This window comes from Sphingomonas sp. CFBP 13728, from assembly GCF_014841895.1.
Taxonomy (GTDB): Bacteria; Pseudomonadota; Alphaproteobacteria; order Sphingomonadales; family Sphingomonadaceae; genus Sphingomonas.
In genome coordinates this window covers 134,544-159,905 of the sequence record NZ_JACYUS010000001.1, presented here as the reverse complement: position 1 = coordinate 159,905, position 25,362 = coordinate 134,544, and the positions used below count along the sequence as shown (strand labels likewise).

Annotated in this window: 24 protein-coding genes and 1 other annotated feature; of the genes, 16 read left to right on the top strand and 8 right to left on the bottom strand. The window is 65.1% G+C overall.

Annotation, left to right across the window (positions count from 1 at the left end):
- Positions 1-80: 80 nt before the first annotated feature.
- Positions 81-1,691, bottom strand: coding sequence for a phosphoenolpyruvate carboxykinase (locus tag IFT67_RS00685; protein ID WP_192144652.1), 1,611 nt, complete (start codon positions 1,689-1,691; stop codon positions 81-83).
- Between the two features lie 175 nt (positions 1,692-1,866).
- Between IFT67_RS00685 and IFT67_RS00680 the strand changes: the two genes are divergently transcribed.
- From IFT67_RS00680 to IFT67_RS00640, 9 genes are all read left to right on the top strand, one after another.
- Positions 1,867-2,574, top strand: a complete 708-nt coding sequence (locus IFT67_RS00680; RefSeq protein WP_056058673.1) for a response regulator transcription factor — start codon at positions 1,867-1,869, stop codon at positions 2,572-2,574.
- The gene (locus IFT67_RS00675) at positions 2,543-4,126 is read left to right on the top strand and encodes a sensor histidine kinase (protein WP_192144651.1); all 1,584 of its coding nucleotides are present in this window, start codon (positions 2,543-2,545) and stop codon (positions 4,124-4,126) included. Before IFT67_RS00680 ends, IFT67_RS00675 begins: the two co-directional genes overlap by 32 nt.
- A 9-nt stretch (positions 4,127-4,135) precedes the next feature.
- Complete coding sequence (locus IFT67_RS00670; protein ID WP_446740782.1) at positions 4,136-4,567, top strand: HPr kinase/phosphorylase; 432 nt, start codon at positions 4,136-4,138, stop codon at positions 4,565-4,567.
- A 10-nt stretch (positions 4,568-4,577) separates the two neighbouring features.
- Positions 4,578-5,492, top strand: a complete 915-nt coding sequence (rapZ, locus tag IFT67_RS00665) for an RNase adapter RapZ (RefSeq protein WP_192144650.1) — start codon at positions 4,578-4,580, stop codon at positions 5,490-5,492.
- A gap of 15 nt (positions 5,493-5,507) precedes the next feature.
- Entirely contained in the window at positions 5,508-5,915 is a 408-nt protein-coding gene (locus IFT67_RS00660) for a PTS sugar transporter subunit IIA (RefSeq protein ID WP_107962440.1), read from the top strand.
- Positions 5,912-6,187: an HPr family phosphocarrier protein gene (locus tag IFT67_RS00655; protein WP_132733989.1), complete on the top strand. Its 276-nt coding sequence runs from the start codon at positions 5,912-5,914 to the stop codon at positions 6,185-6,187. Before IFT67_RS00660 ends, IFT67_RS00655 begins: the two co-directional genes overlap by 4 nt.
- 126 nt (positions 6,188-6,313) lie before the next feature.
- Positions 6,314-7,129: a TrmH family RNA methyltransferase gene (locus IFT67_RS00650; RefSeq protein ID WP_192144649.1), complete on the top strand. Its 816-nt coding sequence runs from the start codon at positions 6,314-6,316 to the stop codon at positions 7,127-7,129.
- Between the two features lie 158 nt (positions 7,130-7,287).
- Positions 7,288-8,733: a L,D-transpeptidase family protein gene (locus IFT67_RS00645; RefSeq protein WP_192146291.1), complete on the top strand. Its 1,446-nt coding sequence runs from the start codon at positions 7,288-7,290 to the stop codon at positions 8,731-8,733.
- A gap of 11 nt (positions 8,734-8,744) precedes the next feature.
- Complete coding sequence (locus tag IFT67_RS00640; protein ID WP_107962443.1) at positions 8,745-9,083, top strand: hypothetical protein; 339 nt, start codon at positions 8,745-8,747, stop codon at positions 9,081-9,083.
- A 22-nt stretch (positions 9,084-9,105) separates the two neighbouring features.
- On the opposite strand, the gene IFT67_RS00635 is transcribed toward IFT67_RS00640, so the two are convergent.
- Both IFT67_RS00635 and IFT67_RS00630 read right to left on the bottom strand, forming a co-directional pair.
- Complete coding sequence (locus tag IFT67_RS00635) at positions 9,106-10,590, bottom strand: SulP family inorganic anion transporter (protein ID WP_192144648.1); 1,485 nt, start codon at positions 10,588-10,590, stop codon at positions 9,106-9,108.
- A gap of 71 nt (positions 10,591-10,661) precedes the next feature.
- Positions 10,662-10,717: a sequence feature (sul1 is cis-regulatory element that is thought to sense ions involved in sulfur or methionine metabolism; They are found in Alphaproteobacteria), on the bottom strand.
- A 118-nt stretch (positions 10,718-10,835) separates the two neighbouring features.
- Positions 10,836-11,279, bottom strand: a complete 444-nt coding sequence (locus IFT67_RS00630; RefSeq protein ID WP_192144647.1) for a DUF488 domain-containing protein — start codon at positions 11,277-11,279, stop codon at positions 10,836-10,838.
- Between the two features lie 58 nt (positions 11,280-11,337).
- On the opposite strand from IFT67_RS00630, the gene trmFO reads away from it, so the two are divergent.
- A complete protein-coding gene (gene trmFO / locus IFT67_RS00625) occupies positions 11,338-12,705 on the top strand; it encodes a methylenetetrahydrofolate--tRNA-(uracil(54)-C(5))-methyltransferase (FADH(2)-oxidizing) TrmFO (RefSeq protein ID WP_192144646.1) in 1,368 nt (455 codons plus the stop codon).
- Here trmFO and IFT67_RS00620 read toward each other — a convergent pair.
- Together IFT67_RS00620 and IFT67_RS00615 are read right to left on the bottom strand one after the other, a co-directional pair.
- A complete protein-coding gene (locus tag IFT67_RS00620; RefSeq protein WP_192144645.1) occupies positions 12,641-13,111 on the bottom strand; it encodes an EF-hand domain-containing protein in 471 nt (156 codons plus the stop codon). The two genes, trmFO and IFT67_RS00620, sit on opposite strands and share 65 nt — an antisense overlap.
- A gap of 65 nt (positions 13,112-13,176) precedes the next feature.
- Complete coding sequence (locus IFT67_RS00615) at positions 13,177-13,830, bottom strand: squalene/phytoene synthase family protein (RefSeq protein WP_192144644.1); 654 nt, start codon at positions 13,828-13,830, stop codon at positions 13,177-13,179.
- 149 nt (positions 13,831-13,979) lie between these two features.
- Between IFT67_RS00615 and IFT67_RS00610 the strand changes: the two genes are divergently transcribed.
- The 3 genes from IFT67_RS00610 to IFT67_RS00600 are packed head-to-tail and all read left to right on the top strand — an operon-like array spanning position 13,980 to position 16,863.
- The gene (locus tag IFT67_RS00610) at positions 13,980-15,617 is read left to right on the top strand and encodes a TadE/TadG family type IV pilus assembly protein (protein WP_192144643.1); all 1,638 of its coding nucleotides are present in this window, start codon (positions 13,980-13,982) and stop codon (positions 15,615-15,617) included.
- A complete protein-coding gene (locus IFT67_RS00605) occupies positions 15,614-16,213 on the top strand; it encodes a TadE/TadG family type IV pilus assembly protein (protein ID WP_192144642.1) in 600 nt (199 codons plus the stop codon). The genes IFT67_RS00610 and IFT67_RS00605 overlap by 4 nt, the downstream gene beginning before the upstream one ends.
- On the top strand, positions 16,195-16,863 hold the full coding sequence (locus IFT67_RS00600; protein ID WP_206757925.1) for a TadE/TadG family type IV pilus assembly protein: 669 nt from the start codon (positions 16,195-16,197) through the stop codon (positions 16,861-16,863). The genes IFT67_RS00605 and IFT67_RS00600 overlap by 19 nt, the downstream gene beginning before the upstream one ends.
- A gap of 38 nt (positions 16,864-16,901) precedes the next feature.
- Here the strand turns inward: IFT67_RS00600 and IFT67_RS00595 are convergent, their stop codons facing one another.
- Together IFT67_RS00595 and pdhA are read right to left on the bottom strand one after the other, a co-directional pair.
- Positions 16,902-18,329, bottom strand: coding sequence for a pyruvate dehydrogenase complex E1 component subunit beta (locus IFT67_RS00595; protein ID WP_192144640.1), 1,428 nt, complete (start codon positions 18,327-18,329; stop codon positions 16,902-16,904).
- Positions 18,329-19,381 carry a pyruvate dehydrogenase (acetyl-transferring) E1 component subunit alpha gene (gene pdhA, locus IFT67_RS00590; protein WP_056048766.1) on the bottom strand — a complete coding sequence of 351 codons (1,053 nt, stop codon included), beginning with the start codon at positions 19,379-19,381 and terminating at the stop codon, positions 18,329-18,331. Before pdhA ends, IFT67_RS00595 begins: the two co-directional genes overlap by 1 nt.
- Positions 19,382-19,839: 458 nt before the next feature.
- On the opposite strand from pdhA, the gene IFT67_RS00585 reads away from it, so the two are divergent.
- The 3 genes from IFT67_RS00585 to IFT67_RS00575 are packed head-to-tail and all read left to right on the top strand — an operon-like array spanning position 19,840 to position 23,416.
- Positions 19,840-21,192 carry an MFS transporter gene (locus tag IFT67_RS00585; protein WP_192144639.1) on the top strand — a complete coding sequence of 451 codons (1,353 nt, stop codon included), beginning with the start codon at positions 19,840-19,842 and terminating at the stop codon, positions 21,190-21,192.
- Positions 21,189-22,109 (top strand): cysteine synthase A, encoded by a 921-nt coding sequence (gene cysK / locus IFT67_RS00580; RefSeq protein WP_056048760.1) that lies wholly within the window; start codon positions 21,189-21,191, stop codon positions 22,107-22,109. The genes IFT67_RS00585 and cysK overlap by 4 nt, the downstream gene beginning before the upstream one ends.
- A complete protein-coding gene (locus tag IFT67_RS00575) occupies positions 22,106-23,416 on the top strand; it encodes a cell wall hydrolase (RefSeq protein WP_342450522.1) in 1,311 nt (436 codons plus the stop codon). The genes cysK and IFT67_RS00575 overlap by 4 nt, the downstream gene beginning before the upstream one ends.
- A 140-nt stretch (positions 23,417-23,556) precedes the next feature.
- Here IFT67_RS00575 and IFT67_RS00570 read toward each other — a convergent pair whose 3' ends face one another.
- A complete protein-coding gene (locus IFT67_RS00570; RefSeq protein WP_192144638.1) occupies positions 23,557-25,359 on the bottom strand; it encodes an acyl-CoA dehydrogenase C-terminal domain-containing protein in 1,803 nt (600 codons plus the stop codon).
- Positions 25,360-25,362 lie beyond the last annotated feature (3 nt).

Sequence of the window (25,362 nt, the reverse complement as noted above, 5' to 3'; positions counted from 1 at the left end):
CAGGACCGTGCCCTCACCTTCCCCCCCCCCCCCCGACTTCGTCGTGCGGGCCCCTTCCTCTCCCTAAGGGGAGAGGAGTTTTACGCCGTCTCTTTCACCTTTGGCGCCGCCTGACGGACGCCTTCATCGACATGCTCGGCGAACTGGGCGAAGTTTTCCACGAACAGGTCGACCAGCTTGGCCGCGGTGGCGTCGTAGGCCTCTTTGTCCGCCCAGGTCGTGCGCGGGTCGAGGATCGCGCTGTCGACGCCCGGTACGCTCACCGGCACCTGGAACCCGAAGTTCGGATCCGTCCGGAACTTCGCATCATTGAGGCTCCCGTCGAGCGCCGCGTTCAGCAACGCCCGCGTCGCCTTGATCGGCATGCGGTTGCCGACGCCGTATTTGCCGCCGGTCCAGCCGGTGTTGACCAGCCAGCAATCGACGCCGCCCTTCGCGATCCGCTCCTTCAGCAGATTGCCGTAGACCGACGGATGCCGCGGCATGAACGGGGCGCCGAAGCAGGTCGAGAAGGTCGCGTCCGGCTCAGTCACGCCGATCTCGGTCCCGGCGACGCGCGCGGTATACCCGGATAGGAAGTGGTACATCGCCTGGTCGGGCGTGAGCTTGGCGATCGGCGGCAGCACGCCGTACGCGTCCGCGGTGAGCATCACGATGTTGCGCGGGACCGGCCCCATGTTCTCGGCCGACGCATTCGGGATGAAGTCGATCGGGTACGCGCCGCGGCTGTTCTCGGCGAGCGTATGATCGTCGAGATCGAGCAGCCGCGTCGCCGGGTCCATCACGACGTTCTCCAGCACCGTGCCAAAGCGCTTGGTGGTCGCGAAGATCTCCGGCTCGGCGTCGGCGGAGAGGCGGATCATCTTGGCGTAGCACCCGCCCTCGAAATTGAAGACGGCGGTGTCGGACCAGCCATGCTCATCGTCGCCGATCAGCGTGCGGCTCGCGTCGGCCGAGAGCGTGGTCTTGCCGGTGCCCGACAGGCCGAAGAACACCGCGGTGTCGCCGTTAGCGCCCATGTTCGCCGAGCAATGCATCGGCATCACGCCCGTCGGTGGCAGCAGGTAGTTGAGCAGGCCGAACACCGACTTCTTCATCTCGCCGGCGTATTTCGTGCCGCCGATCAGGATCAGCTTGTCGGTGAAGTTGACCGCGATCACCGTCTCGCTGCGGCAGCCGTGACGCGCGGGATCGGCGCGGAAGCTCGGCAGGTCGACGATCGTGTACTCGGCGACGAAGTATTTCAGCGCAGCCTGCTCGGGGCGGACAAGCATCGTCCGGATGAAGAGGTTATGCCAGGCCAGTTCGGTGACGACGCGGACGTTCACCCGGTGATCGGGCTGCGAACCGCCGTACAGGTCCTGCACGAACAGCTCGTCCTTGGCGGCGAGTGCGGCGAAGAAATCCTCCTTCAGTGCGGCGAAATGCGCAGGCTCCATCGCCTTGTTGCTCTTGCCCCACCAGACCGTCGTATCCGTCTCGGCATCGCGGACGATGAACTTGTCTTGCGCCGAGCGTCCGGTATGCGCGCCGGTCTCGACGACCAGCGGACCATCGGCGGACAACGTCCCCTCGCCGCGCGCCAGCGCCGCTTCGACAAGTTGGGCTGTGACCATGTTCCAGTGCAGGGTGGCGCGGGTGTCTATCCCCTGCACGGCTAGGCCGCCGGCCGGAATACGTTCGTTGGACAAGGCATCTCTCCAGATGGTTTCGCATACGTATGTATGTCGTTGCGCCGGGATGTAGGCGGCGGCCCCGCACCGGTCAAATGAGCTGCCCTGATGCAGTTCCGATACGGCTCCAGTTGAGTGCCACAGCGGATTGGCCTACGCCGACAAGCCAACGACCGAGGCAGACGACCCAGAAATGACGGCAACGATCGCGCTGGTCGACGACGACCGCAACATCCTGACCTCCGTGTCGATCGCTCTGCAGACCGAGGGCTTCGTCACGCGCGTCTATTCGGACGGCGAGACGGCACTGAAGGCGCTGACCGACAACCCTCCGGACCTCGCGGTGTTCGACATCAAAATGCCGCGGATGGACGGGCTCGAACTGCTCCGTCGGTTGCGCGAGAAGAGCCAGATCCCGGTGATCTTCCTGACCAGCAAGGACGACGAGCTCGACGAGGCGCTCGGCCTCGCGATGGGCGCGGACGACTATATCGCCAAGCCGTTCTCGCAGCGGCTGCTGATCGCACGCATCCGTGCGATCTTGCGGCGGACCGAACTGACGCAGTCGCCGGGCACCGAGACCGAGGCCGAAGCGGCAGGGCCCCTCGATCGCGGGCGGCTCAGCATGGACCCGGCGCGACATCGGACGCTGTGGGGCGGCGAACCAGTCACGCTGACGGTGACCGAGTTCATGATCCTCGAGACGCTCGCGCAGCGACCCGGCATCGTCAAGACGCGCAACCAGTTGATGGATGCGGCGTACCAGGACGATATCTATGTCGACGACCGGACCATCGACAGCCACATAAAGCGACTCCGCCGCAAGTTCCGGCAGGTCGACCCAGCCTTCGACGCGATCGAGACATTATATGGTGCCGGGTATCGATTTTCTGAGGAATGAGCTCGGCGTCGACGGCCGCGATCTCACGCTGCGGTGGTCGGGACAGATCTCGCTCACACGGCGTATCCTGGCGGTCAACATCTTCGCGCTGCTGCTGCTGGCGGGCGGGTTCTTTTACCTCGATTCGTATCGTAGCCGCGTCGTCGACAACCGCGTTGCGCAGACGGCGCGCGAAGCACGGCTGATCGGCGAGGCGATCGCCGCGGTCGACCCGACGTTGCGCGATCCGCTGGTGCTGAGGCTCGCGCGTGATACGGGCGCGCGGATCCGGTTGTTCGACGCGGCGGGGCGGACGATCGTCGACAGCCGCGCGCTGGGCCTGCGCAACTTCGTGCTGATGGACCCCGACAAGGAAGACTGGGACCAGACGATCGCCCGCTTCCTCGACGCGGTGATCGACGTCGTCGTGATGGCCCCCCGCCCACCTCTTTACCGGGAGCGCAGCGGCGCACAGCAATGGCCCGACGTCGCCGCGATCCGCGGACGCAGCACGGTGTCTACGACGGTCTGGCGTGCGCCGGATCGCACCCCCGTATTGACCGCCGCCGCCCCGCTTCGCGCTGGCGAGGTCGTGATGACGACGGTCAACGCGCGCGACATCACGAAGACCGTGCGGATCGAGCGGTTCCGGCTCAGCATGGTCCTGCTGGTCGTATTGATTGTCTCGATTTTGTTGTCGCTGTTTCTCGCGCGGACGATCGTGCGGCCGCTCCGTCGCCTTGCCCGGGCTGCGGTCCGTGTCCGCCTGGGCCGAGCACGCGAAGTCGTGGTGCCGCGTCTCCCCTCGCGTCGTGACGAACTCGGCATGCTCGCTCGCGCGCTGTCGGACATGAGCCTCGCGCTGAGGGCGCGCATCGACGCGACCGAGGCGTTCGCCGCGGACGTCACGCACGAGATGAAGAACCCCCTCGCCTCGCTCCGGTCCGCGGTCGAGGGACTGTCGCGCGTCAAGGATCCGGCGTTGCAGGCGCAGTTGCTCGCGATCGTCCGTGACGACGTGCACCGGCTCGATCGGCTCCTCTCGGACATTTCCGAAGCGTCGCGACTCGATGCGCAGCTCAGCCGCGCCAAGTTCGAACCGGTCGACATCGCCGCGATGATCGTCGGACTGGTCGCGCAGCGCGACGCACGCGGCGTGGAGCGCGGGATCCGCCTGCGCTTCGATCGCAATCCCGATGACCAGACGATCATAGTCGGCGAAGGCGCGAGGCTCGAACGCGTCTTCGAGAACCTGATCGACAACGCGCTGTCCTTCTCTCCGGACGGCGGCCTCATCGCGATCTCGGCAGTCCGACAGGACGACGAACTTGTCATCCGCGTCGAGGACGAAGGCCCTGGCGTTCCCGAAGAGGCGCGCGAAGACGTGTTCAAGCGCTTCCACTCGGTCCGCCCCGACAGCGAGACGTTCGGCCAGCATTCCGGGCTTGGCCTCGCGATCGCGCGGACCATCGTCGACGGCCATCAGGGCTCGATCGTCGTCGAATCGCGCGAGGACCGGCTCGGCGGCGCGCGCTTCGTGGTGCGGCTACCGCTCGCCGATATACCGTTGTAAGGAACGCACGTGGTCGAGATCTCCTCCGACAGGCTTCACGCCACGACGGTTTCGATCGATGGGATCGCAGTGATGATCGAGGGCGCGTCCGGATCGGGCAAGTCCGACCTCGCACTACGCCTGATCGACCGCGGTGCCACGCTCGTCAGCGACGACCAGACGCTCGTGGTCCGTTCGGGCAGGGTCTTGCTGGCGCGGGCACCCACCACGATCGCCGGACGGATCGAGGTCCGCGGCATCGGTATTCTCGCCTTGCCGCACGTCGAGGACGTAGCTGTCGGGCTGCTCGTTCGTGTCGATGGCGCGATCGAGCGGATGCCCGAGCGCCGTGTGCGAAAGATCGCGGGGATCGCCGTGCGCCAGTTCGCGGTCGCCCCCTTCGAAGCCTCCGCCCCGATCAAGGTCGAACTCGCATTGCGCAATCCGGAGCTCCTAGAATGACGCGATCAGCATGACACGGCCAAAGGACATATTGCTCGTCACCGGCATGTCGGGGGCGGGCAAGTCCACCGTCCTGAAGACGCTCGAGGATCTCGGCTGGGAGGTCGTCGACAACCTGCCGCTGCTGCTTCTCGACCGGCTGCTCGACGCACCGCTCCCCGAAGGATCGCCCAACGATTCGCAGCCGCTCGCGATCGGTATCGGTGCGCGGACGCGCGACTTCGATCCCGAACGGATCGTCAGCCGCATTCGGGACCTGCGCGACAGGCACGGGCTCGAGATCGGGATGTTGTTTCTCGATTGCTCGGGCGCCGAACTCGAACGCCGCTATTCCGAGACCCGCCGCCGCCATCCGCTCGCGCTCGATCGTCCGGCGAACGACGGTATCGGCCGCGAACGCGAGTTGCTTGCACCGCTTCGCGACTGGGCGAACCGCCTGATCGACACCACCGACATGGCCGCCAACGAACTCGCACAGCAGATTCGCATAAGTTTTGCGGGGGGAGATCTCGGAGAGCCGACGCTGTCGATTCGCTCGTTCGGCTTTGCCCGCGGCCTGCCTCGCAACGCCGACCTTGTTTTCGACATGCGCTTCCTGCGTAATCCGCATTGGGATCACGACCTGCGTCCCGGTACCGGCCTCGACGCCGACGTGTCCGCCTACATCATCGACGACCCCGCCTACGAGGCGGCGGTAAGCCGGATCGAGGAGCTGCTGGTGCTGTTGCTCCCGCGCTACCGGGCGGAAGGCAAGTCCTATGTCACGGTCGCGTTCGGGTGTACCGGAGGGAGACACCGGTCGGTCCACGTCGCCGACCGGGTGGCGCGACGGTTGCGCGACGCGGGATTTTCGCCCAGTATCGCACACCGCGACCTCGGGGCCGCACCGCAGGATGCGCTCGAAGGATCACCGGTCGTCTTATGAGTATGAAACGCTGACATGATCGGCCTTGTTCTGGTAACGCACGGTCGATTGGCCGAAGAATTCGTTCGCGCGATGATCCACGTCGTCGGCCCGCAGGAACGCGTAGCGACGATTGCGATCGGTCCCGACGACGACATGGAGAGCCGCCGAGCCGACATCGCCGCGGCCATTCAGGACGTCGATACGGGGCGCGGCGTGATCGTGCTGACCGACCTGTTCGGCGGCACCCCCTCCAATCTCGCCATTTCGCTGATGGAGCGTGGGCGGATCGAAGTGATCGCGGGGATGAACCTGCCGATGCTGATCCGGCTGGGCTCGGCGCGCAAGTCGATGACCGTCGTTGCGGCGGTTGCGGCGGCTCGTGAGGCTGGCCGCAAATACATTTCGGTAGCCTCCGAGGTTCTCGGCGAGGCCGCCGCGTGAGCCAGGTTTCACGCACCGTCCAGATCACCAATCGTCGTGGGCTGCATGCGCGCGCGAGTGCGAAGTTCGTGACTCTGGCGTCGTCGCATCCGGTCGAGGTCAGCGTGACCAAGGACGGATCGGATCACGTCACCGGCACGTCGATCATGGGGCTCATGATGCTCGGCGCGGCGATGGGCGACGCGATTACGATCAGCGCGAGCGGCGATGGCGCTGAGCATACGGTGGCGGCGCTTGCCGAACTGGTCGAAGCGAAGTTCGGCGAGGATTGACGTGACTGCTCCCCTCCCGCAGGCGGGAGGGGTTGGGGGTGGGCACGCGCTCACCATAATCGAATCATTTGCTGAGGCCGGGAGCCCACCCCCGGCCCCTCCCGCATACGGGAGGGGAGGACAAGAATGCCCCGCGAGATAACCGCCTTTTCGAACCCGCTGATCAAGTACGTCCGCGACCTGCGCGACAAACGGCATCGGCGCGCGGCCAAGCAGTTTCTCGCCGAGGGACTGCGCATCCTTACCGAGGCGCGCGAGACGGGACGCCTGCCCCGCACGCTGTTCTACGCGGCGGCCAGCGCGAACCATCCGCTCGTCCACGCGCTGTCGATGGACGTCGAGGATGCGGGCGGCGATTCGATCCAAACCACGCCCGACATTCTCTCGAAGCTGTCCGGCAAGGATAACCCGCAAGCGGTCGTCGGTGTGTTCGACGAGTTCGACGCGACGCTCGAAGACCTCGATCGCACCACGTCGGGCATCTGGCTGGTCGCCGAGCGGCTGCGCGATCCGGGCAATCTCGGCACGATCCTGCGCACCGGCGATGCGGTCGGCGCGGGCGGGCTGATTTTGATCGGCGAGTCGGTCGATCCCTTTTCAGTCGAAGCGGTGCGCGCCAGCATGGGCGCGCTGTTCACGATACCCGTCGTGAAGACCGAGTGGGAGCCGTTCCACACCTGGCTGCGCACCGGGCCCGGCCAGCTCGTCGGCCTGAGCCTCGACACCGACACCGATTACCGGGCAGCGACCTATACCGGCCCGACCTTCCTGCTCACGGGCAACGAGGCGCAGGGCATGCCGCCCGAGATGGCCGAGGCATGCGACGTACTCGTGAAGATCCCGATGCTCGGCAAGGCGGACAGCCTCAACGCCGCCGTCGCGACCGCGGTAATGGCCTATGAAGTGCTGGCCCGGCAGGAAAAATCCGCTCCTCTGGCCTGAACTGTTAATTTTGCCCGATTGGCGATGCTTAGCGAGTCCGGTTCAGCTAAGGGAGAGCTACGTCGTGCGAAAGCGTCGACGGAGTACGGTTAGACAGGACGAATATGGCCCGCGGTTTCAATGATGGACGAGTGACGAACGGCGCAATCCGGTCGGTGATGGCGATTGCCGCCACGCCGATGCTGATGGCGACCCCGCTGTTCGCGCAACAGGTTACGCCACCTCCGGTCGTACCGACGATGCCTTCTGCCATCCCGGCCACGACGTTGGCGCCGCCCGTCATCACCGTGCCGCCGCTGAGCGACACGCAGGCCGCGCTGCTCGACAGGTTGCTCAATGGCGACATCGTCGCGCAGGGCCTGAAGTCCGCCGCCACGGCGTCGACCAACGCGCCGAGCAAGGAAGAACTCGTCCGTGCCGCGCTAGATCATGCGCGCGCGGTCCATGCTGGCCGTCTCAGCGGTGCCGATTTCCAGAAGGATTGGGGCCTGCGCCCGCCCGCCTATGATCCGACCCCAGCGTTCGCCGACGCGGTTCGGCTCGATCGGATCGCGGCGTGGTTCGCGTCGCTGCCGCCGCCCTATGCCGGCTATGACGGCCTGCGTAAGGGCCTTCAGAATTATCGCTCGATCGCCGCCGCGGGTGGCTGGTCGCCGCTCACGTCCGGCCCGGATTTCACGATCGGTGCCAGCGGCCCACGCGTGATCGCGCTTCGCAAGCGGCTCGCGGTCGAGGACAAGGATGTCTCGACCAGCGGCGACAAGTTCGACTCCGCGCTGGTCGACGCGGTCCGTCGCGCGCAACGGCGCTATGGGCTGAACCCGAGCGGCATCGTCTCGACGCAGACGCTCGCTGCGCTCAACGTGTCGGCGACCGACCGCGTGCGTCAGATCATGGCGAACATGGAGCGCTGGCGCTGGCTGCCGCAGGACCTGCCGCGTGATCGGATCCAGGTGAACATCGCTGCTGCCGTGCTCACGGTGTTCGACGGCGACACCCCCGTGCAGTCGATGCGCGCGGTGACGGGACGCCCCGGCGACGAGACGCCGATGCTGTCGTCGACGATCCACAGCATCGTCATCAATCCGCCGTGGAACGTGCCGACGTCGATCGCGACCAAGGAACTGTGGCCGAAGGAAAAGGCCAACCCCGGCTATTTCAAGCGCAACGGCATCAAGGTGATCGACGGCACGCGGCTTCAGCAGCAGGCCGGTGACCAGAGCGCGCTGGGGCGATTCAAGTTCGATTTTGCCAATGATTATTCGGTGTACCTTCACGACACGCCCAGCCGTGCGAAGTTTGCGAGCTTCAGCCGGCTTGCGAGCCATGGCTGCGTACGCCTTGAAAAGCCTGCGGAACTTGCCGACCTGCTGCTCAAGGGTGATCCCAGCTGGACGCCCGAGATGGTCGACGCTGCCGTTGCCAAGGGCGACACGGTCCGTGCTCGCCTGATCAAGCCCGTGTCGGTATACCTGCTCTACTGGACCGCGTTTGCCAGCGGCAACGGCCAGATGAACTTCCGCGCCGATCCCTATGACTGGGACGGCATCCTCGCCTCCAAGATCGAGGCACGTACCGCGCGCCAGACGATCGCCGCTCGTTGAGAGGACAAGACATGACGATCTCCACCCGTACCCGAACCGCCATTGCCGGCGGTCTGCTCGCCGCCATGGCGCTGGCCGGCTGCTCGCGCTCCGAACCGGAGCAGCCGCCGACGGACACCAACATGGTCGAGGACACCGGCGTGACCGAGTCCGAGGCAGCGGCGCCGGCTCCGGTCGAAGCCGCTCCCGTCGAGGCTGCACCGCCTGCCCCGGCCGTGGTCGAGCCGCCGCGTGAAAAGCCGGTCGCGCCGGACGAGCAGATGCTCGACGACGCGGATGCCACCGGCATGACGTCACGCGTGACGCGCGACGAAGCGCCGACCGAGAACGAGGACGCGCCTCAGCAGTGAGGGGATCGGATCCGGTCGGCGGTCATCCCCCGATCTGATCCGCTACGCTAGGCGCGTGACGATCGACGAGCATCTCGCTCGCGCGGTTGAGCCCGATGACTTCGACGATCCTGCCGTTGCGGCGCAGCTTGGCGACCACGTCCTCCAGCGCGCCGACCGCCGTCACATCCCACAGATGCGCACCGGTCAGGTCGATCCGGATGACGCGCGCCGTATCGCGCAGGTCGAAGTGCTCGGTGAACATGTCGGCACTGGCGAAGAAGATCTGCCCACGAACCCGGTAGATACACGTGTCGCTTGCGACGTCGTGTTCGGTAGCGACATCCATCAGGCGCCCGACCTTCCACGCGAAGAACACGCCGCTGAGCAATACGCCTACGCCGACGCCCAGCGACAGGTCATGCGTCGCGACGGTGACGACGACCGTCGCGACCATCACCACGCTCGACACCTTGGGATGACGCACCACGTCGCGAAGCGAGCCCCAGGAGAAGGTGCTGATCGACACCATGATCATGATCGCGACCAGCGCCGCGACCGGCACCTGCGCAACCCATGGCCTGAGCGGCACCATGACGACCAGCAGGAACACGCCGGCGACGAACGTCGACAGCCGCCCTCTCCCGCCGTAGCGCACGTTGCCGACGGTCTGCCCGATCATGCCGCAACCGGCGATGCCCCCGAACGCGCCCGCGGCGATGTTGGCGAGGCCGAGCCCGGTGCACTCGCGCGCCTTCGAACTGGTCGTCTCGGTCAATTCGTCGACCACGCTCGCGGTCATCATCGATTCGAGCAACCCGACCGCGGCCATCGCCAGCGCATAGGGGGCGACGATCCGCAGCGTGTCCCAGGTGAAGGGCACGTCCGGCAGGCCAAACGACGGCAAGGTCGACGGCAACCGCCCGAGATCGCCGACCGTCTTCAGGGGCATCGGCACCCACATCGCGATCGCAGTGAGCACGACGATGCAGATCAGCGGCGACGGGATGGCGTTCGAGATGCGCGGCATGAGGTAGATGATCGCGAGACCGCCGGCGATCATCGCATAGGCCTGCCAACTGATGCCGACCATCTGCGGCACCTGCGCAGAGAAGATCAGGATCGCGAGCGCGTTGACGAACCCGGTGCGGACCGACTTCGAGACGAACCGCATCAGCACGTCGAGCTTGGCGAGCCCGAACGCAATCTGGAGCGCGCCTGCGAGCATCGTCGCGACCAGCAGGTATTGCAGGCCGTGGGCATGGACCAGCGCAGCCGCGACCAGCGCGACGGAACCGGCCGCGCCGGAGATCATCGCGGGGCGTCCGCCCGCAAAGGCGATGACGATTCCGATCACGAACGACGCGAACAGGCCGACTTCGGGGTCTATGCCCGCGACGAACGAGAAGGCGATGACCTCGGGGATCAGCGCGAAGGTGCCGACCATCCCGGCGAGGATGTCGCGGCGCGCGGCGGTTGCGCCGCTGAACCATTCGGCTCGGTAACGAGAAAAAGATAAGGATGTCATGGATGTATCCGCATAGGACGCACGAACCGCGGCGCTGTCTTGGCAGGCGGTTCACTTCAGAGGCGTCGTTGCGTTGTCCGGCGGATCGGCGGCCGGAATAGCCACCCGGAATTGCACCGGGTCCAGGGCGAATGGGTGCTGGTTAGCGGCGCGGGAGGCTCAATGCAACTTTCGGCTCAGTAGCCCTGCCCATCATCCTGACGAAAGTCAGGATGACGGAGCGTTTGCAGCGAGTTTGACCTCTCTTAAGTGAACAGATCCACCACTTCGGCCCCCTCGCCTACCGCCTGCAGCAGCAAGGTGCGGTGGCAATGGCACGGGTCCCGTTCGTAACAGAGCAGCGCGCTCGGCTTCTCGGCCGCTAGCCCGAGCATGATCGCTGCCGCCGCTTGAGCCTCGGGAAGCTCAAGCTGTTCGTCATACACCGCGGTCAACGTCGCAACGTCGCCCTTCTTGGCCGCATCGCGCCCGCGCTTCGGCGTCCCGAGCGCCTTCAGATGCACGTAATCGATCTCGACCTCGCGCAGCGACGCGGCAAGCGAGGTCTTCGAAAACCCTGGCCGCCGCGACAACGGAAGCGCCCGGACATCGATCACTCGCTCCACCCCCGCCGCCTTCAAGGCCGCGAGGAACTCGGCCATCGTCGTGGCCTCATAGCCGATCGTGAAGATCTTCGTCGGGTCTGTCATGCAGGCGAAGTGGTATTGCGGACCTGACACGGCAAGCGTCCGACGCTATCTGACCCGAATGACCCACGATATCCATGTCATCGGCGGCGGGCTCGCCGGTTCCGAAGCCGCCTGGCAACTCGCCGAAGCCGGCCTCAAGGTCCGCCTGTCCGAAATGCGCGGCAGCGGCGAAGAGACGCCCGCGCACCAGACCGACGGCCTCGCCGAACTCGTCTGCTCGAACAGTTTTCGGTCGGACGATGCCGAGGCCAACGCGGTCGGGCTGCTCCATCAGGAACTGCGCACGCTCGGCTCGCTGATCATGCGGCAGGCGGACATCCACCGCGTCCCCGCGGGCTCCGCGCTGGCCGTCGACCGCGACAATTTCTCGGCCAGCGTGACGGAGGCGATCGACCAGCATCCGAACATCACGCTGGTGCGCGAACGCATCGACGCATTGCCGGACGGTCCGACGATCATCGCCACCGGTCCGCTCACCGCCGCCTCGCTCGCCGCGGGGATCGGTGCCGAGACCGGCCGCGAGGCGCTCGCCTTCTTCGACGCGCTCGCGCCGATCGTCCACCGCGACTCGATCGACATGGACACCGCGTGGTTCGCGTCGCGCTGGGATAAGGGAGAGGGCAAGGACTACATCAACTGCCCGATGGACAAGGACCAGTATCTCGCCTTCCACCAGGGCCTGATCGATGGCGAGAAGACGCCGTTCAAGGAATGGGAGAAGGACACGCCCTATTTCGACGGCTGCATGCCGATCGAGGTGATGGCGGAGCGCGGCGTCGACACGCTGCGCTACGGCCCGATGAAGCCGGTCGGGCTCGACAACCCGAAGACGGGACGCTGGCCGCACGCCGTCGTCCAGCTTCGCCAGGACAATGCGCAGGGCACGCTATGGAACATCGTCGGCTTCCAGACCAAGATGAAGCATGCCGACCAGGTCCGCCTGTTCCGCACGATCCCCGGTCTTGAGAACGCCGAATTTGCGCGGTTGGGCGGTCTGCACCGCAACACCTTCATCCGCTCGCCCGAACTGCTCGACGAGACGCTGCGGTTGAAGTCGCGCCCGAACATCCGGTTCGCCGGCCAGATCACCGGGTGCGAGGGCTATATCGAAAGCTGCGGGATCGGCATGCTCGCCGGACTGTTCGCGGCCGCCGAGTTGACCGGCAAGACGCTGACGCCGCCGCCCTATGCGACCGCGCTCGGCGCACTACTCGGCCACATCACCGGTGGCGCAGAGGTCGAGACGTATCAGCCGATGAACGTCAACTTCGGGCTGTTCCCGCCGATCATGGGCCGCACCAAGAAGGCGGATCGCAAGCGGATGTATACCGATCGTGGCCGCGCGGCGCTCGCAGAGTGGCTCAACTCTCCTCGGCAGCAGGCTGAGCTGGCGGACAATTCACTCGAGCAGGCCCCTTCCGCTTGACCGCCGTCGTGGCAAATTCCGGGGCGGTCATCGCGCCGGATTTGTCACGGTCGGCGTCCGCGAACTTGGTGGTCGCCTTCACTGCCCATTCGTCGAACGACAGCTTGCCGTCGCCGTCCACGTCCAGCCGCGCGTAAGCCTTGCGCCGCTGGACCAGATATTCCTCACGCGTGATCTCCGCATCGCGATCCTTGTCGTAGCGATCGAACCGCTTCTGCTCGCGGGTCTTCTCCGTTGCTTCGGGCGCTGCATCGGGTAGCGGATCGCTGGCGACCGCCGCGCCGCCGACCTGCGATACCGGTTGCGCAGGCAGCAGCGGCCCAGGTCGTGCGTCGCCGTTGAAAAACATGAACCCCGCGACGATCAACGCGATCACCGCCGTCCCGCCTGCCAGATACCGCCACATCGCCGCCGCCCCCATTGTCCCGGCAGTACGCTAGGCCTCGCGGGCGGCGATCCCCATTTGATTGGTCAGTATCCGGTCAGTCTATGCCACGCCAACCGCCCGGCCCGCTTCGGGCTGCCCGGCGGCGCTGGCGAAACCGAAACGTCGAACCGCGCCGACAACGCCAGGGCGCCAAGCGCGCGCGCTTTGACGGTCCAACGACCACGCAACGCCGCGTCGAGCGCTTCGACCGCGCCCGCGCGCGCCAACATGCGGCTGGGCGCGTCTCTCAACCGCTGCGACAGGTCGGCCAGCGCCCAGCCCTCGCCCGCCAGCTCGATCCGCGGATCCGTCACCGACAGCACTGCACCGGCCAGTTCGAACAACCGCCGCCCCCGATCGCGCGCGAACCGGTCCACGGCGGCCGCATCGAGCACCGGACCCAGCAAAACCTCCCAGCCATCAGTCATCCCCGCCAGCGTCGCCCCCGACACGCCCGCCGGCAACACGCACGCCTGGAGTGCGGTCAACACCGGTTCGGCGGGCGCAGGGGCAGTATCGAGCCGCCCGAGCGCCTCGGACCACCACGTCAGCCGCATCTGCCCCACCAAAGGCTCGCGTGTCGTCCGTAGGATTGCGCCTAAGGTGTCGTCGAGCGCGAACAGCGCTTCCAGGGCTGGGCGTGTGGCTGGGGCGGCATAGGTGAGCGCCAATAAGCGATCGGGGTCGGGTCGGGACATCGGCTGGCAATAGCGTGCGACTTCTACTCTTACATCCCCGCTTCAATCCGCACGAAGTAAATACCACGGTAACCATATCTCTTGAGCCGGGCTTACGGGATCCGGGAGCAGGGTCACGCGAGAGTAATACCGCCCGGGTCAGGACCATAATGAACGCCAAGCACGGCCAAGAACGACAACGGCCGACGACCTTTCTCGGGCGGCTGCGCAAGGATGTGGCCGGCAATACGCTGATCATCGTCGCCTTCGCGATGATGCCGCTCATAGCGATGGTCGGGTCGGGCCTGGATATGGCGCGCGCCTATGTTGCCCGCGACCGGCTGCAACAGGCTTGCGACGCTGGGTCGCTGGCGGCGCGGCGGCTTCTCTCGGGCACGACGTTGACGACCGCAGTGGACACCGAAGCGAAGACTTATTTCAACTTCAACTTCCCGCAGACGTCGTTTGGCACGGCAGCGTTCACGCCGGTCGTCACCGTACCGGCGATCGGCACGGTAAAGATCACCGCAGCGACGACGATCCCAACGACGATTATGAAGCTGTTCGGCTTTTCGACAATGAACCTGTCGACCAGCTGCTCGGCGACGCAGGATTTCGTCGGTACCGACATCATGTTGGTGCTCGACATGTCGGGATCGATGAACTGTCCCCCAAGCAAGCCTAACGACGCGTGCAACGAAGTCGAAGAGTCCGGATCGAAGATGCAGGCGCTGCGCGACGCATCGGAATCGCTCTACGACACGCTCAGGTCTGCGCAGGATCAGTTGCATGCCAACAATCTGCGCCTGCGATATGGCTTCGTGCCGTATAACGCGACGGTGAACGTCGGCAAACTCGTCTATGCAGAAAACCCGAACTACATCCGAAGCAGCGCGCCTTATCAGTCCCGAACCATCACGACGGGTTGGTTTGGCGCCAGCGCGAGCTACGGTCAGATGACGCTCGACACCTCGTCGTTCAAGACGGGCGCGCTGGTCACGACGCCCGGCTCATATCCGAGCAGTAAATCGCGTTGGGCAGGATGCATCGAAGAACGTCAGACCGACAATGTCACGATCAACGGCGGGTCGGCGACGACGGCGCCCGCCAACGCGTGGGACCTCGACGTCAACATGCTGCCAACCGCAGACTCCAGTCGCTGGGCTCCCTGGTGGCCGGAAGCTGAATTCGATCCCGACACTCAAAAGCAGTATACCGATCCGAAATATTGCGCGAGTGCCGCAAGTCGCCTGAAGGAATACTATAACGACAAAACATCGTTCATGTCGTACATCAAGGACTTGAAGCCGTTAGGCGGAACATATCACGATATCGGAGTGATATGGGGCGCGCGCTTCATCTCGCCAGATGGTATCTTTGCATCGGCAACCCCAGAAACAAACGATCAGAACGACCCCGACAATCCCAAAAAATTGCGCGGGTTCAGCGTCCGCAAATACATGATATTCATGACCGATGGCGATATGTCGCCGTACCTTGACGTCTACACGACCTACGGCGCCGAAGAGCGCGACAAGCGCGTGTTGGGAACATCGACCGGAAACGCCAACCAGTTGGCGGCAGAGCAGTTGCAGCGGCACTTGCAGCGCTTCCGCATGGCGTGCAACGCGGCCAAGAGCCAGAATGTCCAACTCTACGTCATCGCCTTTTCGACCACGCTGACCACCGATATGCAGAACTGCGCGACCACTCCGGCGATGGCATCGGGCATCAGCACCGCGTCCGCGCTGATCGCGAAGTTTCAGGAAATCGGCAGCAAGATCGGATCGCTGAGGATCAATCAGTGATCGCGATCCCGCCCACGCGCCGGTCGCTCGGCTGCGACAAACGCGGCGCGACGATCGTCGAATTCGCGATGATCATTCCGGTCTTGGTCGGGCTGCTGCTCTCGATTCTCGAGGTCGGCTATCAGGGCTATGTCACCGCGGTGGTGCAGGGCGCGTTGTCGAAGGCGTCGCGGCAGGTGACCGTCGGCAACAAGACGGCGGCGGATGTCGTTGCGATCATCAAGTCCGAGGTGCAGTCCGTCGTTCCCGCGCAGTATGTTACTGTATCGACCCGTCGCTACTATAATTTCTCGAACGTCGGCAAACCCGAGAAGATAACTTCGGATACCGATCCCAGGGGTACGTATAATCTCGGCGATTGCTTCGAAGACGCGAACAACAACGGGATCTACGACGCAACACCGGGCGATACCGGCATCGGCAGTGCGGATGATATCGTGTATTATACCGTCAAAGTCGTATATCCGAACCTCACACCAGTCGGTACACTGTTGTCATGGAGCCCTACTCGTAGCGTTGCGGCAACAACCGTCCTCCGGAACCAGCCGTTCACGTCGCGTGCCGAGCCGACGATCGTTTGCACGAAGGCGCCATGACCTATTTTAACGATTTGAGCCGCCGATTTTGTTCGGATGTTCGCGGGCTCGCGCTCATCGAATTTGCGATTACGGCGCCTGTGCTAATTACGCTCGGGCTTGCTGGCGCGGAGGTCACTAACATGGCTGTCGCCGTGATGCGCGTGAACCAGATCTCGACCGCGATTTCCGACAACGTCGCGCGCGTCCGGGATTCGATCGACGAGGCTGACGTCAACGAAGCCTTGCTAAGTGCCAAGTTCATCGGCAGCGGGATCAACTTCGGCCCCAACGGTCGGGTCGTCGTTTCCAGTGTCGAACCCAATGGACAGGCCGGAACGAAGGCCGGCCGATATATTCGCTGGCAACGATGCACCGGAGCACTGAACGTCGCCGATTCGCAGCCGAGATATGGTGCCGAGGGTAAGGGACTCGCCGACGCCAGCTTGCAGTATATGGGTGCGGCCACACGCCAGATCGCCCCCGGCCCTGGCTCGGCGCTGATCTTCGTTGAAGTGAGCTATAAATATCAGCCGCTCGTATCGGCGCGTTTCTTCGGAACGCCGGTTCTGCGATCCGAATCCGTCTACAACGTCCAAGAGCGCAATTCGCAGGTTCTGGGTGCGGCTGCCGGCACAACCGCGAGCGTCTGCACGACCTACGCGGCATGACCGTACCGGCCGGGTTTCCCCGACCGGTACGAATAGTCTTACTTGTACGTGACCTTCTTCACCGCCGTGACGACCTTCGCGACGTCGACAAGCATCAGCTTTTCGAGGTTCGCCGCGTAGGGCATCGGCACGTCCTCGTTCGTGACCCGCAGCACCGGCGCGTCGAGGTCGTCGAAGCCGTGCTCCATCACCACCGACACGATCTCCGAGGCAATCGAGCAGGTTGCCCAATTTTCCTCGACGATGATCATGCGGTTGGTCTTCGCGAGGCTCTTCAGGACCGTCTCGGTGTCGAGCGGGCGCAGCGTGCGCAAGTCGATGACCTCCGCGTCGATGCCCTCTTCGGCAAGCTTCTCGGCGGCTTCGAGCGAGATGCCGACGCCGATCGAGTAGCTGACGATCGTCACGTCCTTGCCCTCGCGGACGATCCGCGCCTTGCCGATCGGCAGGACGTGGTTGTCGAGCTTGGGAACGTCGAAGCTGCGGCCGTACATCAGCTCGTTCTCGAGGAACACGACCGGATCCTCGGTGCGGATCGCGGCCTTGAGCAGGCCCTTCGCGTCCGCCGCGTCATACGGCGCGATCACGATTAGGCCGGGGACGCTGGCATACCACGCCGCGAAGTTGTGCGAATGCTGGGCACCCACGCGCGACGCCGCGCCGTTGGGACCACGGAACACGATCGGGCAGCGCATCTGGCCACCCGACATGTAGTTGGTCTTGGCGGCCGAGTTGATGATGTGGTCGATCGCCTGCAACGCGAAGTTGAAGGTCATGAACTCGACGATCGGGCGCAAGCCCCCCATCGCCGCGCCCGCGCCGATGCCGGCAAAGCCGTATTCGGTGATCGGCGTGTCGATCACGCGACGGTCGCCGAACTCGTCGAGCAGCCCCTGCGTGACCTTGTACGCGCCCTGATATTGCGCGACTTCCTCGCCCATCACGAAGACGCGGTCGTCCTCGCGCATTTCCTCGGCCATCGCATCGCGAAGCGCCTCGCGGACGGTCGTCTTGACCATCTCGGTGCCCTCGGGGATCGCCGGGTCGGAGATGCCGACCTTCTCGGCGGACGCGACGAGCTGCTGCGTGCCGCTCTCGGCCTTGGCGGGAGAAGCACCTTCGGGAACCGGTGGCGCCTTGTCGTCCGACGGCGTTTCCTTCGGCGCGGCGTTGGCCGCATCGCCGGAGCGTGCCTCGGTTGGCTTGCTGTCGCTCGCGCTCTCGCCCTCTTCGAGGATCGTCGCGATGACGGTGCCGACCTTCACGTTGTCGGTGCCCTCGGCGACGCCGATCGAGCCGATCGTGCCTTCGTCGATCGCTTCGAACTCCATCGTCGCCTTGTCGGTCTCGATCTCGGCGAGGATGTCGCCCGACTTGACGCTGTCGCCTTCCTTGACGAGCCACTTGGCCAGCGTGCCCTCTTCCATCGTCGGGGAGAGCGCGGGCATCTTGATCTCGATCGCCATCAGTACTTCTCCACCAGGACGTCGGTGTAGAGCTCGGCAGCATCCGGCTCCGGGGTCTGCTCGGCGAAATCGGCGGCTTCGTTCACGATTTTCCTGATTTCCTGTTCAAGCGATTTGAGGTCCGCCTCGGTCACGCCCTGAGCGTCGAGCAGCTTCTTCATGTGATCGATCGGATCCGACTTGTCGCGAACCGCCTGCACCTCGTCACGCGTGCGGTACTTGGCCGGATCGGACATCGAGTGACCACGATAGCGATAGGTCTTCATCTCGAGGATGACCGGGCCCTTGCCCGCGCGGACCCATGCCAGCGCTTCCTCGGCGGCACCGCGGCAGGCGAGCACGTCCATGCCGTCGACCTGGATGCCGGGGATGCGGAAGCTCTCGCCGCGGCGGTACAGCTGGTCCTCGGCGGAGGCGCGATTGACGCTCGTGCCCATCGCGTACTGGTTGTTCTCGATCACGAAGATGATCGGCAGCTTCCACAGCTCGGCCATGTTGAAGCTTTCGTACACCTGGCCCTGGTTCGCGGCGCCATCGCCGAAATAGGCCATGCAGATGCCGCCGTCGTTCGAGTATTTGTGCTTGAACGCGAGGCCGGTGCCGAGCGACACCTGCGCACCGACGATGCCGTGGCCGCCGTAGAACTTATGCTCGGTCGAGAACATGTGCATCGACCCGCCCTTGCCCTTCGAGATCCCCGAATTGCGGCCGGTCAGCTCGGCCATGATCACCTTCGGGTCGATCCCGTAGGCAAGCATGTGGCCGTGATCGCGGTAACCGGTGATCACCGAATCGGTCTCGCCGTTGAGCGCGGACTGCAGGCCGACAGCGACCGCTTCCTGACCGATGTAGAGATGGCAGAAGCCACCGATCAGGCCCAAGCCATAGAGCTGGCCCGCTTTTTCCTCGAAACGGCGGATCAGCAGCATCTGCCGATACATTTCGAGCAGTTCGTCCTTCGACGCTTCGTACGGCTTTGGTTCGGCCGGTCGTTCGCGGTTCGTAATCGGCGGTTCGGCGATTGCGCGTGCTGGTGGGGGGGTCTTGGCCACGATGTGGGAAACCTCGTTTTCCGTAGGGGAGTTGAGGGAGCCTATAGGCGCGGACGGGGCGGAACATCAATTCCCGTCTGGGGTATGTCGGTTTGGGGGCTTGGGGTTGGGGGTACGGTACTTCGCGCGAGCCCTACCGCACGAGCAAACCACCCCGGCGAAGGCCGGGGCCCAATTGGTAAGGTTGTAGTAACGACGCGCATCGCTCAGTTGGCGCCGTCCCCCAATTGGGCCCCGGCCTTCGCCGGGGTGGTGGTGTTGTGACGGGGGAACGGTAGCGACGAGCCGGTTGCTCAGATAGGACACCCCTGCCTCCTTGTTCTCCCGCGAAGGCGGGAGCCCAGTCTGGGCTCCCGCCTTCGCGGGAGAACAAGCTTACGTGCGACTGAGTCACTATCCCTACCCCAAGCAAAGCTCCGGTTGCCCTGCCCGTTCACCCAAGCCTAAAGCCAACCGCAATGGACTCCACCGCAGACCCCCACCAGCATCCCTTACGGATCGCCAATTTCCGCGCCTATTGGCTGTCCCGCTTCACCGGCACCATAGCCGTCAGCGCGATGTCGATCGTAATCGGGTGGCAGGTCTACAACATCGCCCGCGAGACGATGGACATCCGTCAGGCCGCCTTCATGCTCGGAATGATCGGGTTCGCGCAGTTCGTGCCGCTGTTCCTACTTACCCCAATCACCGGCCTCGTCGCGGACAGCTTCGACCGCCGCTGGATCGTCCGCGGCACGACCGCGCTGCTCGTGCTCACCGCCGCGACCCTGTGGTTGCTGACGTGGACCGGCCACCTCACGCTCGGCGTGCTGTTTGTGGCTGCGGTCGCGTTCGGCGTCGCCCGAGCCTTCTCCGGTCCGGCCTATTCAGCGCTCGCCCCCAACCTAGTCCCCCGCGCGGTTCTCCCGACCGCGATCGCGATCAGTTCGATCGCCTGGCAGGTCGGCACCATAGCGGGCCCGAGCGTCGGTGGTCTCCTCTACGCGATCCACCCGGAGGTCGCCTACGGCGTCGCGACGATCCTGTTCGTCGTCGCGCTCCTCTTCATGTTCCTGATCGGCCCGGTGCCTCAGCCTGCCGCGCAGACCGATCACCGCCCCCTCGCCCGCATCATCGAGGGCTTCACCTATGTCCGCCGTAACCGCCTCGTGCTGGCGACGATTACGCTCGATCTGTTCGCGGTGCTGCTCGCCGGCGCGACGTCGCTGCTCCCGGTCTATTCGCGCGACATCCTCCACGTCGGCTCGCAAGGGTTGGGCGTACTTGCCGCGGGCATGGGGATCGGCGCGGCGGTGACGGCGATCTGGTTCTCGGTCCAACCGATGAGCACCAACGTCGGCGTGAAAATGCTGATCGCCGTCGTTGTTTTCGGGCTCGCGATCCTGACCTTCGGCATCGCTACGCCGATCGTAAACCTGCTCGGAATTGCGCCCGGTACGATCGGCGGCATTCCCGTCCAGCCCGCCTTCGTCCTCAGCCTCGTCGCGCTGATCGTCGCGGGCGGCGCGGACATGATCTCGGTCTATGTCCGCCAGTCGCTGATCCAGCTCCACACGCCCGACGCGATGCGCGGCCGCGTCAGCGCGGTGTCGCAGCTCACTATTTCGGCCTCGAACGAACTCGGTGAATTCGAGAGCGGCGTGATGGCGTCGCTGCTCGGTCCGGTCGGTGCAGTGGTGTTCGGCGGCGTCGGTGCTATTGCGATCACGATCGGCTGGGCGCGACTGTTCCCGGAACTAGGCCGCGCGAAAACCTTTGATCCCCCAGAGATCCTAGAGACCGAACCCGAACACGGAGAAGCCAAGCCATGAAGGCCAACTCGATCCTCGATACGATCGGCAACACGCCGCACGTCCGCCTGTCGAAGCTGTTCCCCGAATCCGAAGTCTGGGTAAAGTCCGAGCGCTCGAATCCCGGCGGCTCGATCAAGGACCGCATCGCGCTCGCGATGATCGAGGCGGCCGAGAAGGATGGCCACCTCCAGCCCGGCGGCACGATCATCGAGCCGACCAGCGGCAACACTGGCATCGGCCTCGCGCTCGTTGCCGCGGTGAAGGGATACAAGATCGTCCTCGTCATGCCCGAGAGCATGTCGATCGAGCGCCGTCGCCTGATGCTCGCCTACGGCGCGACCTTCGACCTGACCCCGCGCGAGAAGGGCATGAAGGGCGCGATCGAGCGCGCGAAGGAACTGGTCGAGCAGACGCCCGGCTCGTGGATGCCGCAGCAGTTCGAGAACCCTGCGAACATCGCCGTGCATGTCGCTACGACCGCACAGGAAATCCTCGCCGACTTCCGTGACACGCCGATCGACGTGATCATCACTGGCGTCGGTACGGGTGGCCACATCACCGGCGTTGCCGAGGCGCTGAAGAAGGAATGGCCGTCGCTCAAGGTCTACGCGGTCGAGCCCGCCGCGTCGCCGGTGATCGCCGGTGGCCAGCCCGGCCCGCACCCGATCCAGGGCATCGGTGCGGGCTTCATCCCGGTGAACCTCCACACGCAGGCACTCGACGGCGTGATCGAGGTCGACGCCGCGGTGGCCAAGGACATGGCGCGGCGCTCGGCGACCGAAGAGGGCATGCTGGTCGGCATCAGCTCGGGCGCGACGCTCGCAGCGATCCTGCAGAAGCTCCCCGATCTGCCCGACAACGTTCGGGTTCTCGGGTTCAACTACGACACCGGCGAGCGCTATCTGTCGGTCCCGGACTTCCTGCCCGAACAGTGACGCCACCTCTCTCCGCGCGCGGCACCACGGTGCTGCGCGCCATCCTCGTCGGCATTTCCGCGCTGGCGATCGTCGGGCCTGCGCTGGTCGTCGCCAACCCGCCCACGATCGTCCACGCCTCGAAGCGGGTAAAGCTGCCCGCGGGCCGGGTCGTGCCGCAAGCCGAAGTGCCTGAGGTCGAGCCGGTCAAGTTCGTCGATCTCAGCCCCGAAGACGCGCGTGCGTTCAACGCGACCGTGCCGTTCTCGACCGATCCCAACCCGGCGGCGCGTCCGTTCCGCTTCGCCGGCGGTCCGGAGGATCTGGCGCGCGCAACGGACTGCATGGCGGCAGGTATCCTCTACGAGGCCGGCGACGACACGCTCGGCGAACGCGCGGTGGCGCAGGTCGTGCTCAACCGCCTGCGCCACCCGGCCTTTCCGAAGACCGTGTGCGGCGTGGTGTTCGAAGGGCAAGACCGTTCGACCGGCTGCCAGTTCAGCTTCAGCTGTGACGGTGCGCTCACGCGGTGGCACCCGACCGACGATGCCTGGCGTCGCGCGCGCGAAGTGGCTGCGGCGTCGCTATCTGGGGCGGTGTTCAAGCAGGTCGGCTACGCCACGCATTACCATACCGACTGGGTCGTGCCGTACTGGCAGTCCAGCCTCGACAAAATCACCGCGGTGAACACGCACCTGTTCTTCCGCTGGTCGGGCTGGTGGGGCACGCCGCCTGCGTTCGGCCGTCACCCGGAGACCGTCGAGCCGGTCATCGCGCAGCTCGCCGAGCTGTCGGATGCGCACAAAACCGGCGCTGCGTTGGCTGAGGCGGATGCCGCGCTGGCGGAGGCGTCGATCGCGATGGGGTTTGCACCCGTTACCGAGACGACACCTGCTCCCGCGGTGCCAGTCGATGGCGATACGATCCTCGTAGCTCTGCCCCGTAACCAGACCGCGGACGGACTTACTGCGCTCGCGGCACAGGCGTGCGGGGACAAGCCGTTCTGCCGATACATGGCGTGGACGGATGGCAGCAAGGCGGCGACATCGCTTCCGCTGGCACCCGCCCAGACCGGCGCGCTGGGTTTCAGTTATTTGCGTGATCGGTCGAGCAATTACGAAAAGTCGTTGTGGAACTGTTGCCAGTTCAAGCGCGCCGATCCGACGCAGTGCATGAAGGTTCAGGCGACGCTGACGGCTGTGCCGGTGCCTGCCGCCGTTGCGCCAACTGCTCCGGCGGGTGCCGAATTGAACGGGGTGCGGCGGAAGACGGTGGTTGTCACGCCTCTCCAAACAACACTACCGACACCTGCCGCAACGCCGAAGTAAGAGCGCAACCTGCCCCCCTCCCTGAAAGGGAGGGGTTGGGGGTGGGTCGGCCCGCCTGAGCCGCCACTGTTCGGATATACAGAAACCGACCCACCCCCTGCCCCTCCCTTCCAGGGAGGGGGGCAGAAGGCAGCCCCGTATCAGGACGCCATGAACATCTCGGGCGGCAGCGCCATCAGCGACTCCGCCCCGCCCTCGATCTTCCGACGCAGCGCGCCCGCATCCGGCAGAATCCGCTCAGCGTAGAAACGCGCGGTCACCAGCTTGGCGTCGAGGAACGCGGCTTCGCCCTCGCCCGCCGCCTTCAGCTTGGTCGCGGCGACCGCCATCCGCAGCCACATCGTGCCGACCGCGACGATCCCCATCAGGTGCATGTAGCTGACCGCGCCGGCGCCGACGTTCTCGGGGTTCTTCATGCCGTTCGCCATGAACCACATTGTCGCCGCCTGAAGCTGGCCGTTCGCCTTCTCCAGCGCCTCGGCAAACACCGCCGTCGCCGGATCGGTCTTCGCCGCGGCCACGTCGTCCGCGACCAGCTTGAAGAACGCCTGGATCCCGCGCCCGCCATTCTGCGCGAGCTTGCGGCCGACCAGATCCATCGCCTGGACACCGTTGGTGCCCTCGTAGATCATCGCGATCCGCGCATCGCGGACATATTGCTCCATGCCCCATTCGGCGATGTAGCCGTGGCCGCCATAGACCTGCTGCGCATTGGTCGCGATCGCATAGCCCATGTCGGTGCCGTATCCCTTGATGACCGGGGTCAGCAGGCTGATGATGTCGCCCGCAAGCTGGCGCTCCTCCTCGGTCTCGGCATGATGCTCGAGATCGGCCTGAAGCGCGGTCCACAGGATCAGCGCGCGCAGGCCTTCGGTCAGCGACTTGCCCTCCATCAGCATGCGGCGGATGTCGGGATGCACAAACAGCGTGTCCGCCTTCTCCTGCGGCTCCTTCGGCCCGGTCAGCGCGCGACCCTGGCGACGATCCTGCGCATACTGGACGGCGTTCTGGTAGGCGACTTCCGCCACGCCGAGACCCTGGAGACCGACGCCGAGACGCGCGGCGTTCATCATGATGAACATCGCGGCGAGGCCCTTCATCTCCTCGCCGACGAGCCAGCCGGTCGCCGAATCATAGTTCATCACGCAGGTCGAATTCGCGTGGATGCCCATTTTGTGCTCGATCGAGCCGCAGGTGACGCCGTTGCGCGCACCCAGCGAACCGTCCTCATTCACCAGGAACTTCGGCACCACGAACAGCGAGATGCCCTTCGAGCTGTCCGGCGCGCCCGGCGTCTTGGCCAAGACGAGGTGGATGATGTTCTCGGTCAGGTCATGCTCACCGCTCGAGATGAAGATCTTCGTGCCGGTGATCGCGTACGAACCGTCCGCCTGCGGCTCGGCCTTGGTACGGATCAGGCCGAGATCGGTGCCGCACTGCGGCTCGGTCAGGTTCATCGTCCCGCCCCATTCGCCCGACACCATCTTGGGCACGTACATCGCCTTCTGCGCGTCCGAGCCCTTGGCGATCAGCGCGGCGATCGCGCCGTGCGTGAGCCCGGGGTACATCGCGAACGCCATGTTCGACGAGATCATGTATTCCTGAAACGCGGTCGACACCACGTGCGGCATCCCCTGCCCGCCATATTCGGGCTGGTTGCCGAGCGTCGCCCAGCCGCTCTCGACATACTGCTTATACGCTTCCTTGAAGCCGTCGGGCGTCGTCACCGAGCCGTCCTCATGCCGTGTGCAACCCTGCTGGTCGCCCGACAGGTTGAGCGGGAACAGCACTTCGGCAACGAACTTGCCGCCTTCTTCGAGCACCGCGTCGACGACGTCGGGCGAGGCCGCATCGAAGCCGGGGAGGTTATTGTACCGATCGAGGCCGACGACATGCTCGAGGACGAAACGCGTGTCGCGAACGGGGGGCGTATACTGGGGCATGGT

Excerpts from the sequence above, each read along its gene's own strand:
- IFT67_RS00680 (WP_056058673.1), top strand. The coding sequence starts at position 1,867 with ATGACGGCAACGATCGCGCTGGTCGACGACGACCGCAACATCCTGACC.
- IFT67_RS00675 (WP_192144651.1), top strand. The coding sequence starts at position 2,543 with ATGGTGCCGGGTATCGATTTTCTGAGGAATGAGCTCGGCGTCGACGGC.
- rapZ (WP_192144650.1), top strand. The coding sequence starts at position 4,578 with ATGACACGGCCAAAGGACATATTGCTCGTCACCGGCATGTCGGGGGCG.
- IFT67_RS00660 (WP_107962440.1), top strand. The coding sequence starts at position 5,508 with ATGATCGGCCTTGTTCTGGTAACGCACGGTCGATTGGCCGAAGAATTC.
- IFT67_RS00650 (WP_192144649.1), top strand. The coding sequence starts at position 6,314 with ATGCCCCGCGAGATAACCGCCTTTTCGAACCCGCTGATCAAGTACGTC.
- IFT67_RS00645 (WP_192146291.1), top strand. The coding sequence starts at position 7,288 with ATGGCGATTGCCGCCACGCCGATGCTGATGGCGACCCCGCTGTTCGCG.
- IFT67_RS00640 (WP_107962443.1), top strand. The coding sequence starts at position 8,745 with ATGACGATCTCCACCCGTACCCGAACCGCCATTGCCGGCGGTCTGCTC.
- IFT67_RS00635 (WP_192144648.1), bottom strand. The coding sequence starts at position 10,590 with ATGACATCCTTATCTTTTTCTCGTTACCGAGCCGAATGGTTCAGCGGC.
- IFT67_RS00630 (WP_192144647.1), bottom strand. The coding sequence starts at position 11,279 with ATGACAGACCCGACGAAGATCTTCACGATCGGCTATGAGGCCACGACG.
- trmFO (WP_192144646.1), top strand. The coding sequence starts at position 11,338 with ATGACCCACGATATCCATGTCATCGGCGGCGGGCTCGCCGGTTCCGAA.
- IFT67_RS00620 (WP_192144645.1), bottom strand. The coding sequence starts at position 13,111 with ATGTGGCGGTATCTGGCAGGCGGGACGGCGGTGATCGCGTTGATCGTC.
- IFT67_RS00615 (WP_192144644.1), bottom strand. The coding sequence starts at position 13,830 with ATGTCCCGACCCGACCCCGATCGCTTATTGGCGCTCACCTATGCCGCC.
- IFT67_RS00610 (WP_192144643.1), top strand. The coding sequence starts at position 13,980 with ATGAACGCCAAGCACGGCCAAGAACGACAACGGCCGACGACCTTTCTC.
- IFT67_RS00595 (WP_192144640.1), bottom strand. The coding sequence starts at position 18,329 with ATGGCGATCGAGATCAAGATGCCCGCGCTCTCCCCGACGATGGAAGAG.
- IFT67_RS00585 (WP_192144639.1), top strand. The coding sequence starts at position 19,840 with ATGGACTCCACCGCAGACCCCCACCAGCATCCCTTACGGATCGCCAAT.
- cysK (WP_056048760.1), top strand. The coding sequence starts at position 21,189 with ATGAAGGCCAACTCGATCCTCGATACGATCGGCAACACGCCGCACGTC.
- IFT67_RS00570 (WP_192144638.1), bottom strand. The coding sequence starts at position 25,359 with ATGCCCCAGTATACGCCCCCCGTTCGCGACACGCGTTTCGTCCTCGAG.